Below are 14,523 nucleotides of genomic sequence, written 5' to 3'. Positions count from 1 at the left end.
GGGGCGTGCCAGAGTTGATCTTTCGCTATCAGTCTAGTTCAAATTTTGGTGCTGTTGGTTGGCGTAACTCGTGACCCGTACGCCTATCTGCAGATCGTCTATCAGAGCCGGCATCGAGGTTTGGAAGTTCTGCCACCTCCTCAACCTGCTGAATGAAGGATTTAGAAACCATAATTAACTGATACTTACCGTTGTCTCCTAGCGCATGGAGCGGTAGAAAGGATCGGGCGTCATTTAGAATATCCTGTAGTCGCTCAGTTGATTCTACAAAGAAGAAACCCAGCAGACGCTGGCCATCAGCCAGCTTCAGGTAGACTTTGAGTTTCTCTTTGGTAACCGTTGCGTCGCTGTTCATATCTACTCTTTATGCTCGGGAAAGTGAGCCAGTGGCCGTTACCGCTTTTGCGCTCTTTTCTCTATAGATGCGCGAATTTCGGTGAGTATTGATGCTGCGCTATTGAAATCATTAACTTCTAGTGCCTGCTCTAACTCCTGTGCCATGCTATCGAAACCTTCAGCCCTGAGTCCAGCAACATAGGGTTTCCACTCGTTTTGCGGGGTGAAGCAGTTATCAGAATAGGCAGCCAGTAGCTCGCTGGTTACCTGTTCGAGCTCTGAACTCGAAATTGCTTTCACGGACTCAGTCCGCATTTCAGCTAACAGCGGCTGCAGATATTTGATGTGCTCCCCAACCAGGTCTCCAAGCTCATTTCCTGTCGGAAGCTTGCCATTTTTTACCTCGAGCTCCAGCGTTTTAGCTAACTCATGCACTTTAGTGTCACCGATATAACCCGCAGCGCCTTTAACGCGATGGGTTAAAAGCTCGAGCCGGCTGGAGTCTCTTGTATCCACAGCTTCGGCGTATTCAGATGGGTAAGCAGCAAAACCGGTTACAAAAGCACGAGCCAGATTCAGAAGTGCTGCCTCGTCACCGCTTGTCTGTTTGAGTGCCATCTCTCTGTCTATAAACTCCGGCCAGTCATAGGTCGATACTTTTGCCGGCTTGGTATCAGGCACGCACCTAACTGAATCATCGATATCAACATTCAATATCGTTATTAACTCTTTGATTTTGAATGGCTTATTGAGATACTCATCCATGCCCGCTGCTAGGCCTTTGGCCCTATCTTCAGGCAAAACTGATGCTGATAAACCGAAGATCAACGGCTGCAAGCTCTCTGCCAACTCTCTAATTTGGCGAGTCGCCTCCAACCCATCCATATCCGGCATGTGAACGTCCATCAATACCAGGTCAACTCCACCCTGTTTTATCCGAGCTATCGCTTTTCGAGCGTCAGTAAACAGCTCAACTTCCGCGTTGTATTGCGCTAACAGCCCTTTGATGACGTCGTTGTTCAATTCAACATCATCGACACTGATGATTTTAAGGTTGCTTAGCTTCTTCTCGGTACCTGCCACACTCCGTACCGCTGGATCGGGTGGGCGATTTGACATTGAGTTTCGCAGTAGGCGCTCGATACCTGTAGCGGTTATGTTGCCGTAGATCAGGCGAGTTGTCCCCGAACCCAGCTGAATACGCAGGGATGTGCTGACCAACGGTGGTAGAAATAGAGTTTGGCTTGTGTACTCCTGCAGTTGGGGCCTCAACTCATCGTACCTTGCTGCGAAGGTCTCTCCTGTAGGCCCCTCAATATACATCGAATCTATTAATAGATGCCGCCATATCGCAGCTGGGTCTTTCGCACTCTCAACCAGCTCATCGACGCTTGAGAAGACACGCAAACTGACGCCGCTAGCAACAAGCGCGGGTCTCAAACTCCGCTCTAGAGTTTGATTGAGAGTGACGAGGTCGACCTGGCATGAGTGGAGATTTTGCTGACTTGATGATGCAGGCGCTACAAACTCAAAAGGCACGTGCAAGGTTGCCGTCGTTCCGTTACCCGGTCTACTGGAAAGCTTTATCTGTCCATGCATTAGCTCTGTTAAGCGTTTACAGATTGAAAGGCCGAGCCCAGTTCCTCCATAGCGTTTAGAGATACTATCGTCAGCCTGGTTGAACTCATCAAATGCTCTAGCCGCCTGCTCTTCGGTCATGCCAATACCTGTGTCGATAATGCTGACCTTCAACTGCGGTGTCTGGGATAATTGATCAAGCTCAAAACGCGCCAAAACCCGCCCGCCTTTATCGGTAAACTTAAGCGCATTCCCAACTAAATTGGAGATAATCTGCCCCAGCCTCAAACCATCTACCTTCAAGCTGAATGGCAAACTGGGTGCAACCTCCACCTCGAATGCAACCCCCTTGAGCTCGGCGTTGGTAGAGAAGATATCCACCGACTCCTGCAGTAAGCTGTCTATCTCGATTTCAGCTTTATTCAGGGTCAGTTTGCCGGCGTCGGCCCGAGAGATATCAAGAACATCATTGAGTATCCCCATTAGTCGCTCTGCAGCGTGGAGCGCCTTATCGACAAGATTAGCGCTCTCTTTCTCTCGGGTTCGTTTCTGCAATAGCGCTAGCATGCCGAGAATGCCATTCATCGGCGTACGTATTTCGTGACTGATATTAGCAAGGAAAGCTGACTTCGCCAGATTTGAGCTCTCCGCTTGCGAGCGCGCCTCCTCTAAATCAATCTCAACCTCTTTCTGCTCTGAAACATCCAACAAAACGCCGTAAATTACGAGATCATCACGCGTCTCATCAACGATAGCGTCCAGAAAAAGGTGCAAGAAACGGGTATCACCTGGCGGTGTTCGAATTTGAATGTAGGCGTCGTAAGGCTCATGCCGAGCGATCGCGGCTTGATAATCCAACTCTATGCGGTCCCGCTGTTCCGGGACTATATATTGCAGCAGGCGCTGGAGAGAGAAATTCGATTGTTTAGGTAGGCCGAGCAGAGAAAATACCTCACTCGACCACTCAGACCGCTTCTGCGCAAGAACAATCCGAAAAATACCGATCCCGGCAACCTTCCTCGCCTGCTCAAGGTGAGCTAGGGCCTCCTCTAAGGAGAGCGTAAGGTTTTTGTAGGCGGTTATATCCTGCGAGCAACCGATTAATTTCACACGTGATCTGTTGGCACTGTGTTGTACTGAAGCGTCATCTCTCACCCATATGGTTTTCCCATCTGGCCGCATCACCCTGTACTCGAGGTGTATATTCTGCAGCTCCTGAGCGGCGTAGGCTAATTTAGCTTCGATCTCCGAAAGATCGTCAGGGTGAATGCTCTCTTTCCAAAGACGATAGATGTTAGGTTTTGGAGAGCGATGTTGACCAAAGATGGAGAACATTCTGTCATCCCAGACGAGGTGATGGTGAGATAGGTCTAGCTCCCATACCCCCAAATTTGCCGAACCGGCAGCAAACTCAAACCGCCGAAGAAGCTCACGCTTCTCTTTGAGTAGCTCGGCCAGATTGGATTCAAGAATTCGCTTCTCGTCCTCGACTCTTTCAGCTAGATCAATCGCGCTCTGCACATCGGTATTCGAACCAAACCACTTAATGACTTGCCCGTTGCTGTCCTTCAATGCATGTGCGCGGGTGTCAAACATACGGTAGTTACCAGCCTCATCTCGAATTCTGAAATGATGCGAGAAATCCTCACCGGTTAGCAGACACCCTTCCCATGCGCCCTGAACACGCTCGCGATCTTCCGGGTGGACAAACTGAAACCACCCCGTACCCACAAGCTCAATCTCTGGCACTCCTGTATATGACTCCCAGCGAGAGTTAACAAAATCGCAATAGCCCTCGGAAGTTGTGGTCCAAGTCATCTGTGGCAGTAAGTTTGCGATACCGAAGAGCCGATCGAGCTCTTCGCTCTTGACGAGGGTGGATGCATCAGAGACAACCCGTCTGCGCCACTGAATCAATAGTACGTAAATCAGAAAAGAGAGCAGCAGCGCCAGCAGGTAAGCTAAAGCTGGCTGGATGAGATGGCGCTGACCTATATACTCATCGACAAAACTGCGAGGTATCAGGCGCAGGATTATCGGGTGATCATCTTCTAGTCGAGCTTGCGAGCTGCTTTTAGGACCTAAGTTGAGTGAGCTCGCCAAGAGTATATCGCCGGAACCAGGCGCGATGGAGGACCAACTCTCACCCGAAATAAGTTGTCCTAGATTGGGAAACGACAGAGTATCCCAAATTCTGACAGGCTCACCCAACTGAAAACCCCACTCCATGGATTGCTCTGGCGCGATTAACCAGTCACCTTGACGATTAATCAACCAGGTTTCATGCAGTGAATACTGGGGGGTTCGGATCAGCGCAAAAAGATGGGCGAGGTTGAGGTTAGCTAGAATATAGCCCCGCGTAGCGCGCATACCGATGCGAACTGTTGGGCGAAATGGGACTTCAATCGTTCCCTGCTCCACATTGAGGTTGAACTCCGATATGTAGATCTGCCCAACCTCAAGATCGCGCATTGAGCGGAAGTAGTCGCGGTCTGATTTATCTTGAAGTTTTTGCCTGGAAACCTCAGTTATCTCGTCACCATTGCGATCAAATCGCATTAACTCCTGTCCGTCTAGTGATAGCCAACGCGCCTGAAAGGCTGCATGGTTTGCAAAAATTGCAGAGCGCAGCGCTTCAGCCGGAGGCGCCCCCAACTCCTCGGCACGTTGGAGAAGTATCTGTAGGGCAGATATCGTTTCCCGCAGCTCTGTGGCTATCAACTCGTTATCTTTTATCAGTAAAGAGTGCTGCTCGGCGATGATGCGCTCAAGTGACTCACTGCTTTTAGACTGGAAGTTAAAATAAGTAGCTGCCGAGAGCAGTGCGAAGACGCAGAGGGATAGAAACGCTATCCTGGGAACAACTTTTAATTGGGAAGCTGCTGTTATCATTTGCGAAGCAGACTCCTGTTTGTTTAAGTTGCTGTCTACTGTGGCTGCTAGAGAAAATCTTGCCGTTTTAGCTCATTAAGTTGGGCGGGATCGCAGCTCGTCTTAAGCGCGGCCCTCAAAGCCATTCATGTTAGGCATATTGAGATCTAAAAGAATAAGATCGGGCGCTTTTTTGTCGCCAGTTCAAAACCGACATCGGGATCGATAGCAAATATGAGATTATAGTAATCGCTAAGGCTATCTTTCAGATGTGCCAAAGTGAAACTGTCATCATCGATACAGAGGACGGTAGGCTTGCTATCATCCATTTAGAGTCGGCCCTATTTATCCGTTAATACCTGCATCTTACCCGAGGTCAATACCGAGTCAACGGCAGGCTGAAGCAGCATTGACGCAGCAGTCGTGGACGCTACCGCAAAAACCGCAATTAGCATCGTTTTCTGTCGGATACTCATGACCATATTCCCTCTTGCACTAATCTAAAGCGTAGAAGAAATTTCATGAAAACCAAGTGGATAATATGAGTTAAGTTGGTGCCTCGGACCGGACTCGAACCGGTACACTGTTACCAGCGGGAGATTTTAAGTCTCCTGTGTCTACCAATTTCACCACCGAGGCTAAGTGTTGCGGCTGCGAAAGAGCGGCTATTGTGTTGTTAGCTTGCGAAAATGTCAACGCAAAACATAGGCTTAGCCAAAGATATGGACAGCACAGCACTCTCTATATATCTCGACTTGTTAGCTGCTATAGAGAAGAAATCTAAGACTTGAATCAAAGTTAGGACTTTTACGCAACGAGGCTTTTCGAAAAACGCTAATCTGAGGCAGCAAGCTAAGATTGAGCAGTCGTAATGTTTAGACTTTCCCGCCTACGCTTTCCCGCCGGAACAATCATACCGGCTCACTCTCACACCGGGTTTCAACTCTGTTTATTGGTGCGTGGCCAGTTGAAAATGTGGAGCTCTTTCAGCGGGCATTCGCGCTTAAAGGTTCTCAACGCCGGCTGTTGTTGGATCGCTGGATCGCACACAGAGCACAGTGTTTTGATCACAGAGGACTCGCAGTTGGTTCGGCTCGAGCTCGGCCTCTCCCTTTTGAAACACAGGCCAGAATTGCGCGCTGTGCGTCGTTCGTTGGTTATTGCAGCTCTATTAACCATCCAGGCATCGAGAGCCTGTTCACCCTCAGAGGCGCAAGCCTCCACTGCGTATTGTGACTACGGGCTTGCCGAGCTCGAGCGTGATCAGCAATCGGGTTTGCAGTTCACCGTACCAGACTGTTTCTTCAATAGCTTGGAGAGTGCCGCCGCAGGCGGAGATCCGCAAGCGCAGGTTGAGCTCGGGATCACCCTCATGCAAGGGTTAAGCCCAAACCCGGGCGACGCTATGCTTGGCCCCTACTGGCTCAAACGCGCTGCGGCATCTGGTCACCCCAGTGCGCAAACGTTACTCGATGCCTACATGGAAGATATCTCCTGCTGACCCCTTTCATCTCAGCCTAAAACCTTGTACTTTAGTTTAAATTAGCAAGCACTAATTGTTTGGCGTTGAATTTGCATAACGCCAATTGTTGGAACGAACTCAATTAGAAAGTTCGTCCACGACCACTGACAACAACGAGACAGAGACCCAGCTGATGCTGCAGCTTAAGTTCAACGGAAAACACAAGATTCAGGGTGATCGCGTCGCCTTAGAGTTGCTTTACAATAATTTGACTGGCGTAGGTTTCGAACACCATGAAAGCTGGCAGCTAGAGTTCGAAGAGTATCTGCAGCAGGTTGCTAACCTGCTCCATCTGCGGTTAACCAGCGGCATACCGATTGTTTTGATGGAGGCGGATTCTGGCGTGGTACTTGCGAAGTCAGAGATCGGAGGAGCGCTCAGTCATTAAGCGCTCGCCCTTTTTAATGGTAAAAATGTGTTGGTCGATTTAGGCCCCGAACCTGCGTGCTATCTCCTGGTTAAATAGCGTTGCGCGAAGACCCATCGTATCCCTACCTTAACTCTCCAAGCTTTACTTTATTATTTTTCGAATACAAAAAGGCCAGCGCTCGGCTGGCCTAATAACACACAACAACACGGAGTGATGAAAAAACTCTGTCTGTAAATTCAGTCTAGTCAAAATCCTCATAATTACAAATATCGAGAATTCATTGACGTCGCGAGTCAAGAGAACCGCGGTGCGACTCGCTCGGAATCGCTACGGGGTATCAAGCTTAATCGGCTGGAAAAACTAGAAAGAAAATGGAGGCGAGCACCGGAGTCGAACCGGCCTAATACAGATTTGCAATCTGTTGCATCACCGCTCTGCCAACTCGCCTTACTTGAAAAAGATGGAGCGGGATATCGGGCTCGAACCGACGACCTATACCTTGGCAAGGTATCGCTCTACCAACTGAGCTAATCCCGCATCTCGTCAAGAGGTGCGTATTATAGAGGCTGACCGCTTAGAGTCAATGCTCTATTTCTAAATATTTCTGTATAAAAATTAACCACTTAGAATTCAGATGCTTAGATAGCTTTGGCTAGATATCTTCGCTCAGATGTGGCCAAGCGGCTCGTAGATAGACAAACATCGACCAGAGCGTCAGTAACGTTGCTGCATAGAGCGCTGTAATGCCTGCCCAGGCACCGTTCGAACCGGGCTCTAGCGCCAGTAGTACAAGGATTGCCAGCATCTGCAGAGCTGTCTTCACCTTACCGACCATCGATACAGCCACCTGAGTGCGTTTGCCGATCTCGGCCATCCACTCTCGTAACGCCGAGATAACAATTTCTCGACCGATGATGACAATCGCAGGAATCGCCGTTAACACTGGCCAGGTCTGTAACTCTCGAGAGTAGGTATCCACCAACACAACCAGTGCTGCAGCGACCATCAATTTGTCAGCTACTGGATCGAGGAAGGCTCCGAAGGGGCTGGACTGGTCGAGCTTGCGTGCCAGATAGCCATCCAGCCAATCGGTCACTGCTGCCAGCGCAAATAGGAGCGCAGCGTAAATGCGAGCATCCTGAATCGGTAAGTAGTACACCAGTACGAAAACAGGGATCAGGATGATGCGTAGCAGCGTCAGGATATTTGGGATTTTCATGCGTTTCCATTAATCCCTAGGCTCGGGATGTAAGGCAAAATAGATCGTCTCAGCGAGACTTTTGCTTATCGTAGCAACTTTTGCAATCTCTTCAACACTGGAGGACTCTACGGCTTTGGCACTGCCGAAGTGGTTCAGTAGTGCCCGACGGCGTTTCGGTCCGACTCCCTCTATCCCCTCTAGCAGCGACTGCTTGCGAGCTTTTGCACGTCGCGCCCGATGCCCGGTGATAGCGAAACGGTGCGCCTCATCACGGATGTGCTGCAGTAGATGCAGCGCTAAAGAGTCTGACTGCAGGATATTTTCCTTACCGGTCTCGCCCTCTATCAGAACCTCAAAACCGGCCTTGCGGGTCGGCCCCTTAGCGATACCGATAACTCGAACCTCTTTTAGACCCAGGGTGCCCAAAACATCCATTGCCTGAGTCACCTGCCCTTTACCACCATCAATCACCAGAATATCCGGAAGCAGCGCCTCCTCCTTCTGTAGTCGACCGTAGCGTCGCTCGAGCGCTTGATGCATGGCGGCATAATCATCGCCGCCAGTTATGCCGTCAATGTTGAACTTGCGATAGTCCCGTTTGAGCGGTCCATTACGATCGAAAACAACACAGGACGCGACCGTTGCTTCACCGCTCGAGTGACTAATATCAAAACACTCAAGGCGCGCTGGCACCTCTTCAAGCTTCAGCGCCTCTTGTAGTGCTAGAAAGCGGTTATACATATTCTGTTTGTTAGCCAACTGAGCTGTGAGGTTCTGCTCCGCGTTAGTAACAGCCAACCGCTGCCAAGCAGCACGCTCACCTCTAACGGAAGAGGTGAGCTGCACCTTCGCGCCGCGAAGCTCTGAAAGCGCTTGTGCAAGGGCCTCTTCGCCTTCAACCGGCTCGGAGGTGATGATGCTGGCCGGTATCTCTCGCCCACCACCTAGATAGAACTGTGCAACGAAGGCGGCTAGCAGCTCACTGGCACCCTCCTCTATGGATACCCGCGGATGGTAGACCCGGGAGCCGATTACCCGACCTTGCCGTACAAACAGCGCGTGCACACATACGCCGCCCGGTTTAATCGCACAACCAAAGACATCGGCGTCGCCTTTTTGGCCTGAAACAAACTGCTGCTCCTGCACGTGCCGCAGTTTCTGCAGTTGATCGCGAAGCTCAGCGGCGCGCTCAAACTCTAACGCCGCTGCTGCCTCATCCATCTGCTGGCTCAACTCTAAGAGAACTGCGGGGTTCTTGCCTTCCAAAAACATCTTGGTGTGACGCACGTCGTGCGCATAATCTTCGGGTGAAACTAAACCTACACAGGGGCCGGAGCAGCGCTCTATCTGGTACTGCAAACAGGGGCGCGAACGATTGCGGAACTGCGTGTCATCGCACTGACGCACTTTAAACAGTTTCTGCAACAGATTGAGGCTGTCGCGCACGGCTAAGCCACTCGGAAAGGGTCCAAACAATTTGCCCTTGCGCTTGGATTTACCACGCTGAAAGCGAACAGCCGGATGATCCTCGCCATCAGTGATTAGAATGTAAGGGTAGGATTTGTCGTCCCGTAGCAAAATATTGTATGGCGGGCGGTAGCTCTTGATCAGGTTCTGTTCAAGTAGCAGTGCCTCGGTCTCACTGCCGGTCACGGTGACCTCTACGTTGGCAATTTTGGAGACCAGCGCCTGAGTTTTGATGCTCAAGCCGGTATTGCGAAAGTAGGAGCTAACACGGTTCTTGAGGTTGCGCGCCTTGCCAACATACAGCAGTTCGCCCGCCGCATCGTACATCTGATAGCAGCCGGGACGTTGCGTCAGGTTTTCCAGAAACGCTTTAGGGTCAAACCCGTTGTCGCCTAGTTCGGACACGCTACAGTCCCTTACTCAGCGCGACTAGCTTGCATATACAGGTGGGTCGCCTGTTGATGAATCTGATTTAGATCATCGCGAGTATCATCGGTAATGCCTGCGCCCCGTGATAGTGAGACCTCAAGAAAGGCGCTGATCTGAGCGTAGTGGTAAAGACGGTCGTCGTACCCCTCGGCGCGGTTCATTTTAGTCAAAGCGATCTGCGCGCCGTTCATCAAGATATTGTTAATGTCAGTATCGGACATGCGTGGATCGCGAGACGTTCGCTGGCGACGCGCTTGGGCTTCGGCTTCCTGGACTTGACGCTTGGTCAATGGGGGCATCAATGCTCTCCTGTAAGGGATCTGTGGGGTCGCTTTATTCAGAATCTGCTAGTGTAGAGTTTTAACGGGATTAACCCAAGAGAGAGTCCCGTCTAATTAAACGTTAATCCGATAGGAGATTGGTATTACTAACCGCCGCCTCGCCGAGCAGTTGCGCTGGCTCGCCACATCGTCGAATCTCACCCGATGCGAGCCCCTTGAGGTGCCAGAGGGTTTGCTGTCTTACCCTGGTACAGAGGAACCAACAGCCGACATCAGTGCTCGTCGTCTTGGGCTGCAGTTCGAGCAGCTAGTCAGAATTGGCTTAAGTATAAATGCACAAGTAACTGATATAGCTTCAAATATACCTATAAGGGATGGCAAGCTTACCGTTGGTGAAGCTGACCTTTTGCTGCGTTACGGCGGTGTTTGGTGGCACCTCGAACTTGCTCTGAAATTCTATCTACGTGAGATCGATACAGAGGGGCTGCAAGGATATTATGGTCCCAATCGCAAGGACCGGTTCGATCTGAAATGGCAACATATGCTGACCCATCAAACCAAAATATTCAGTCAGCCCGCAGCACAAGGCCTGCTTCACGCTCGTGGCATCGAGCAATTGAATAGAGCTTGCCTGATTAAAGGCTGGGTGTTTCAACATCCCAATGACCTACGTAACACCTATCCTGATCCAATAAGTCCTCATCACGCACGGGGTTGGTGGGTTCACCAAGCCGAGCTGAACGTCTGGCTCAAAACACATCCTGCCAACGCTCGTTTTATAATTGTAGAGAAACCTTTCTGGCTCTACCCTCCCGGACGCATTAAAGGGCGCGCACTGGATAGAAGTTTACTCGAGCGAGAGCTGGCAAAGCGCCACTCTGCCGTACAGATCTGGGTTGTTATCGGCGAGGGCTACTCTCGCCAGGTGCTAAGCCGCGGCTATGTGGTACACGACCTCTGGGGGCTAGATGGCAACTAAGGAGCCGGGAGTGTTTATGCCACAGCTGCTGCCACACCTAATGATGCTGCTGTGGGCGGCATTGGTCGCCTCCTCGTTTCCCGTCGCCGCCGCTTTTACGCCGGAGTTATCTGCCACACTACTGGTCGCAATCCGGTTCATTCTAGCTGGCCTGTTTTTGTGGCTGATTCGCCCTATACCCCTGCGCCAGTCCGCAGCTGCATGGTCGAGCTATGCGGTGCTAGGACTTCTGCTGGGTGGAAATTTTATTATTATGTTCGTCGCTTTAAGGTACAGCGCACCGCTCAATTTGGCTGCCATCTACATCACTCTTCCGTTCTTCGCTTACCTTCTCTCTATGTTGTTGGGGATGGAGCGATTTAGTTGGCCGCGCGCTGGATTGCTAGCCTTAGTCGCCAGTGCCGCGCTGATCATTCTTAGCCGAGCCGATCTGGGGTCTATCAGCTCAATCGAGTGGGGTTACGGTGAGACGCTCTATTTAGGTGGATGTATGCTTGCGGCCGGCTATAACACGCTGTCACGCTACACCACCGATCGGCGGTGGATAGCGGCAGACCCCTATGCCACCACCTGTTTAAGTCTAATTGCGGGTGGATTACTACTAGCCGTACCTGATTTGCTGACTGGAGATCTCGAGGCCTTTATCACCAACTTTAGCTGGCAGGATTTCTGGGCTCTCGCCTATCTGACACTTTTTACCTCACTCCTGAGCTTCTGGATTCTGCAGGTTTGCGCCCTCAAACTCGCTCCAAGCATGCTCTCGGCCTACTCTTACCAAGCACCGATGCTCTATCTACTGGCAGAGCTCATCCTAGGACTCACCGAATGGCGCAGCCTATACCTGCTGGCAATCATTCTGTTGCTGTTCGGATTTTTTCTGCTTGCGCGACAACGTACCGAATCAAGTTAAACCGCCATTTTGAGCACAAAAAAAGAGGGCTAAGTGCCCTCTTCTTCTGCTTTGAGCTGGTGCGCCCAGCGTGGCGCGGCTAGCTTAACGAGACGCTTTAGCAGCGTCTGCAGCCATAGATTTCTTCAGGAAACGCACGCCTACAACTGTCATAACCAGCATTGCTGCAATGATTGCGATGCTTGGTGCGAAAGAGATAAGACTGTACTTGTCGATGTTGGCCATTTTCATAACTCCATGATGGTCAGATAAAAGATGGCGCGCATTCTATTTACAGCCCCAGTTCTATGCAACAGCTCCGTCCGTGGTTTTCGGTTATTAGTGCAGTTGTTGACTCAGTTTCTAACTGGACTATCAACTGAGTTGTTAGTCGCGTTGCAAACGCTTAAGCAGCGAGCTTGTATCCCAACGGTTACCGCCTATGGCCTGCACATCAGCGTAGAACTGATCAACCAATGCAGTCACGGGTAGCTGTGCGCCGTTTGAGCGTGCCTCGTCCAGCACGATGCCCAAGTCTTTGCGCATCCAGTCGACCGCAAAGCCATGGTCGTAGTGATCGTCAATCATAGTCTTGTGACGGTTAACCATCTGCCATGAGCCAGCGGCACCGTGTTGGATTACATCGATCACGGCAGCCACATCCATGCCGGATTTCTGACCGAAGTGGATCGCTTCAGACAGCCCCTGCACTAGCCCTGCGATACAGATCTGGTTCATCATCTTGGCAAGCTGACCACTGCCGACCGCGCCCAACAGGCTATGCGATTTAGCGTAGGCATCAATAACAGGCGATACACGCTGATAAACACTCTCGTCACCACCAATCATAATGCTTAAGACACCATTCTCAGCACCCGCTTGACCGCCAGATACTGGCGCATCGAGGAAGCTGAGCCCCGCTTCAGAGCAGGCTGCGGCAAGCGTCCGCGCCGCCTCGGCTGATGCCGTGGTGTGGTCGACAAGAACAGCACCCGCCGCCATGCCTGAAATTGCCCCACCTTCGGCTGTGGTGACTGAGTAGAGGTCTTGGTCATTGCCGACACAGACAAACACCATTTCAGCACCTGCCGCCGCGGCCGCGGGGGTGGCTGCGCTTGAACCACCGTAGGTGTCTACCCAGCTTTGGGCTTTTTCGCTTGTACGGTTATAAACTGTAACTTCATGACCGGCTTTCTGAAGGTGACCCGCCATTGGGTAACCCATCGTACCAAGACCGATGAATGCAACCTTTGCCATGCTATTATCTCTTTGTTGAAATTATTGGAAACGCTGTGAGCATACGAATGACGAGCCTAATCAGACCCTTACTTCCCTTTCTGGCAGCGCTGAGCCTCAGTGCTCAGGCAGAAAACCCACTTCCGGATATAGAGTTACAGACACTGGATGGTGAATCAATGCTCCTGAGCGAAACAAATGGTAAATTCCGTGTGATTAACTTCTGGGCCACCTGGTGCCCGCCTTGTGTCAAAGAGATGCCATCTCTAGCGAAGCTCGATGAGAAGCTTGAAGCGATCGATGGCGATGTGATCACTATCAATGTCGGTGAGCAGCAGGATCAGGTGGAAGCGTTTATTCTTGAAAACCTTGAGCCCAACAACATGACCATGCTACTGGACCCGCCGGGCAAAGCCTTCCCTGCATTCAAGCTGAGCGGCCTGCCAATCACAGTCGTGGTATCAGCCGAAAATCAAATTCTCGATTACGCCTTAGGTGAGCGGGAGTGGGACTCACCTGAGATGGTCGAAGCGATTAAGGGCCTCGCCAACTAACTGATAACAACTGCTATATGCGACGCTCGAGCTCGGCAAGGATGTTCAATACCATCTGTGCCGAGTTCTCTGATGCCGTTTCGATGAACTGATCAAAAGAGACATTGGACTCCTGCCCCGCGATATCGGACAGCGCACGAATCACCAAGAAAGGTGTCCCGAAACAGAAGCAGGTTTGAGCGATGGCAGCAGCCTCCATCTCAGCCGCTTTCATCTGCGGGAAATTGGCGCGTGTGCGGGCCACATGCTCGGGGTCACTCATAAAGGTATCGCCGGTCGCAATCAGGCCGCGGCTACATGCCATACCACTCATCTTCTCGACTGAGGCCTCTGCCACATCCACCAACAATGGGTCGGCTTCGTAAGCTGCTGGCATGCGCGCCATCTGGCCAATCTCATAACCAAACACCGTAAGATCAACATCGTGGTGACGTACCTCTGTCGAGATCACAACATCACCCACACTGAGGCTAGGATCGAAGCCGCCGGCAGAGCCGGTGTTAATAACGCAAGTGGGCTTGAAGTGGTCCAGTAGCAACGCAGTACCAACCGCCGCATTCACTTTGCCGATGCCCGATTTTAGCAGTACCACATCAAACTGGCCGATGGTGCCGGTTAAAAACAGAAAGCCAGCGATGCTCTGCTGCTGAAGGCCCGAAATGGACTGTTTCAGAAGCTCAATCTCCTGATCCATGGCGCCGATCAATGCGATGCGAGCATCAGCGGCGAGTTGAGATTTCAAAGAGGATAGGCCTGTATCGGCAGCGTTTGCAGGATTCAAATCTTCTGGGCGGCTCATGGGGGTTCCTT

14 protein-coding genes and 3 tRNA genes are annotated in these 14,523 nt (G+C 51.2%); 5 read left to right on the top strand and 12 right to left on the bottom strand.

Going from position 1 to position 14,523, the window contains the following annotated elements; genetic code table 11:
• Positions 1–28: 28 nt before the first annotated feature.
• The 4 genes from AC1WNR_RS07500 to AC1WNR_RS07485 form a co-directional block, all read right to left on the bottom strand.
• Entirely contained in the window at positions 29–355 is a 327-nt protein-coding gene (locus AC1WNR_RS07500; protein ID WP_481643891.1) for a DUF6812 domain-containing protein, read from the bottom strand.
• Positions 356–393: 38 nt separating this feature from the next.
• The gene (locus tag AC1WNR_RS07495) at positions 394–4,806 is read right to left on the bottom strand and encodes a PAS domain-containing protein (RefSeq protein WP_481643890.1); all 4,413 of its coding nucleotides are present in this window, start codon (positions 4,804–4,806) and stop codon (positions 394–396) included.
• Between the two features lie 320 nt (positions 4,807–5,126).
• Positions 5,127–5,261 (bottom strand): hypothetical protein, encoded by a 135-nt coding sequence (locus AC1WNR_RS07490; protein WP_481643889.1) that lies wholly within the window; start codon positions 5,259–5,261, stop codon positions 5,127–5,129.
• Between the two features lie 76 nt (positions 5,262–5,337).
• Positions 5,338–5,424: transfer RNA gene (locus tag AC1WNR_RS07485), tRNA-Leu, on the bottom strand.
• Between the two features lie 424 nt (positions 5,425–5,848).
• Between AC1WNR_RS07485 and AC1WNR_RS07480 the strand changes: the two genes are divergently transcribed.
• On the top strand, positions 5,849–6,286 hold the full coding sequence (locus tag AC1WNR_RS07480; protein ID WP_481643888.1) for a hypothetical protein: 438 nt from the start codon (positions 5,849–5,851) through the stop codon (positions 6,284–6,286).
• Between the two features lie 154 nt (positions 6,287–6,440).
• A complete protein-coding gene (locus tag AC1WNR_RS07475; protein WP_481643887.1) occupies positions 6,441–6,695 on the top strand; it encodes a DUF7688 family protein in 255 nt (84 codons plus the stop codon).
• A 354-nt stretch (positions 6,696–7,049) separates the two neighbouring features.
• Here AC1WNR_RS07475 and AC1WNR_RS07470 read toward each other — a convergent pair.
• The 5 genes from AC1WNR_RS07470 to AC1WNR_RS07450 all read right to left on the bottom strand — a co-directional run bounded on the left by AC1WNR_RS07470 (position 7,050) and on the right by AC1WNR_RS07450 (position 10,073).
• Positions 7,050–7,124 (bottom strand) — tRNA-Cys (locus tag AC1WNR_RS07470).
• Positions 7,125–7,138: 14 nt separating this feature from the next.
• Positions 7,139–7,214, bottom strand: a tRNA-Gly gene (locus tag AC1WNR_RS07465).
• A 115-nt stretch (positions 7,215–7,329) separates the two neighbouring features.
• Entirely contained in the window at positions 7,330–7,896 is a 567-nt protein-coding gene (gene pgsA / locus AC1WNR_RS07460; protein WP_481643886.1) for a CDP-diacylglycerol--glycerol-3-phosphate 3-phosphatidyltransferase, read from the bottom strand.
• A 9-nt stretch (positions 7,897–7,905) separates the two neighbouring features.
• On the bottom strand, positions 7,906–9,750 hold the full coding sequence (gene uvrC / locus AC1WNR_RS07455) for an excinuclease ABC subunit UvrC (RefSeq protein WP_481643885.1): 1,845 nt from the start codon (positions 9,748–9,750) through the stop codon (positions 7,906–7,908).
• Between the two features lie 11 nt (positions 9,751–9,761).
• Positions 9,762–10,073 (bottom strand): excinuclease ABC subunit C, encoded by a 312-nt coding sequence (locus AC1WNR_RS07450; RefSeq protein ID WP_481643884.1) that lies wholly within the window; start codon positions 10,071–10,073, stop codon positions 9,762–9,764.
• 214 nt (positions 10,074–10,287) lie between these two features.
• Here AC1WNR_RS07450 and AC1WNR_RS07445 point away from each other — a divergent pair, with 214 nt between their 5' ends.
• Both AC1WNR_RS07445 and AC1WNR_RS07440 read left to right on the top strand, forming a co-directional pair.
• On the top strand, positions 10,288–11,034 hold the full coding sequence (locus AC1WNR_RS07445) for a DUF1853 family protein (protein ID WP_481643883.1): 747 nt from the start codon (positions 10,288–10,290) through the stop codon (positions 11,032–11,034).
• Positions 11,024–11,944: a DMT family transporter gene (locus tag AC1WNR_RS07440; RefSeq protein ID WP_481643882.1), complete on the top strand. Its 921-nt coding sequence runs from the start codon at positions 11,024–11,026 to the stop codon at positions 11,942–11,944. Before AC1WNR_RS07445 ends, AC1WNR_RS07440 begins: the two co-directional genes overlap by 11 nt.
• 84 nt (positions 11,945–12,028) lie before the next feature.
• On the opposite strand, the gene AC1WNR_RS07435 is transcribed toward AC1WNR_RS07440, so the two are convergent.
• On the bottom strand, positions 12,029–12,169 hold the full coding sequence (locus tag AC1WNR_RS07435; RefSeq protein ID WP_481643881.1) for a hypothetical protein: 141 nt from the start codon (positions 12,167–12,169) through the stop codon (positions 12,029–12,031).
• A 141-nt stretch (positions 12,170–12,310) separates the two neighbouring features.
• On the bottom strand, positions 12,311–13,180 hold the full coding sequence (locus AC1WNR_RS07430; protein ID WP_481643880.1) for an NAD(P)-dependent oxidoreductase: 870 nt from the start codon (positions 13,178–13,180) through the stop codon (positions 12,311–12,313).
• Between the two features lie 47 nt (positions 13,181–13,227).
• On the opposite strand from AC1WNR_RS07430, the gene AC1WNR_RS07425 reads away from it, so the two are divergent.
• Positions 13,228–13,713 (top strand): TlpA family protein disulfide reductase, encoded by a 486-nt coding sequence (locus AC1WNR_RS07425; protein ID WP_481643879.1) that lies wholly within the window; start codon positions 13,228–13,230, stop codon positions 13,711–13,713.
• 13 nt (positions 13,714–13,726) lie between these two features.
• On the opposite strand, the gene mtnN is transcribed toward AC1WNR_RS07425, so the two are convergent.
• Positions 13,727–14,512 carry a 5'-methylthioadenosine/S-adenosylhomocysteine nucleosidase gene (gene mtnN / locus AC1WNR_RS07420; protein ID WP_481643878.1) on the bottom strand — a complete coding sequence of 262 codons (786 nt, stop codon included), beginning with the start codon at positions 14,510–14,512 and terminating at the stop codon, positions 13,727–13,729.
• Between the last annotated feature and the right edge of the window lie 11 nt (positions 14,513–14,523).

It is taken from the genome of Marinobacterium marisflavi, from assembly GCF_982447095.1.
This window is presented reverse-complemented; position numbering and strand designations above follow the sequence as displayed.

Excerpts from the sequence above, each read along its gene's own strand:
- AC1WNR_RS07500 (WP_481643891.1), bottom strand. The coding sequence starts at position 355 with ATGAACAGCGACGCAACGGTTACCAAAGAGAAACTCAAAGTCTACCTG.
- AC1WNR_RS07425 (WP_481643879.1), top strand. The coding sequence starts at position 13,228 with ATGACGAGCCTAATCAGACCCTTACTTCCCTTTCTGGCAGCGCTGAGC.
- AC1WNR_RS07495 (WP_481643890.1), bottom strand. The coding sequence starts at position 4,806 with ATGATAACAGCAGCTTCCCAATTAAAAGTTGTTCCCAGGATAGCGTTT.
- mtnN (WP_481643878.1), bottom strand. The coding sequence starts at position 14,512 with ATGAGCCGCCCAGAAGATTTGAATCCTGCAAACGCTGCCGATACAGGC.
- AC1WNR_RS07475 (WP_481643887.1), top strand. The coding sequence starts at position 6,441 with ATGCTGCAGCTTAAGTTCAACGGAAAACACAAGATTCAGGGTGATCGC.
- AC1WNR_RS07435 (WP_481643881.1), bottom strand. The coding sequence starts at position 12,169 with ATGGCCAACATCGACAAGTACAGTCTTATCTCTTTCGCACCAAGCATC.
- AC1WNR_RS07440 (WP_481643882.1), top strand. The coding sequence starts at position 11,024 with ATGGCAACTAAGGAGCCGGGAGTGTTTATGCCACAGCTGCTGCCACAC.
- pgsA (WP_481643886.1), bottom strand. The coding sequence starts at position 7,896 with ATGAAAATCCCAAATATCCTGACGCTGCTACGCATCATCCTGATCCCT.
- AC1WNR_RS07490 (WP_481643889.1), bottom strand. The coding sequence starts at position 5,261 with ATGAGTATCCGACAGAAAACGATGCTAATTGCGGTTTTTGCGGTAGCG.
- AC1WNR_RS07430 (WP_481643880.1), bottom strand. The coding sequence starts at position 13,180 with ATGGCAAAGGTTGCATTCATCGGTCTTGGTACGATGGGTTACCCAATG.
- AC1WNR_RS07450 (WP_481643884.1), bottom strand. The coding sequence starts at position 10,073 with ATGCCCCCATTGACCAAGCGTCAAGTCCAGGAAGCCGAAGCCCAAGCG.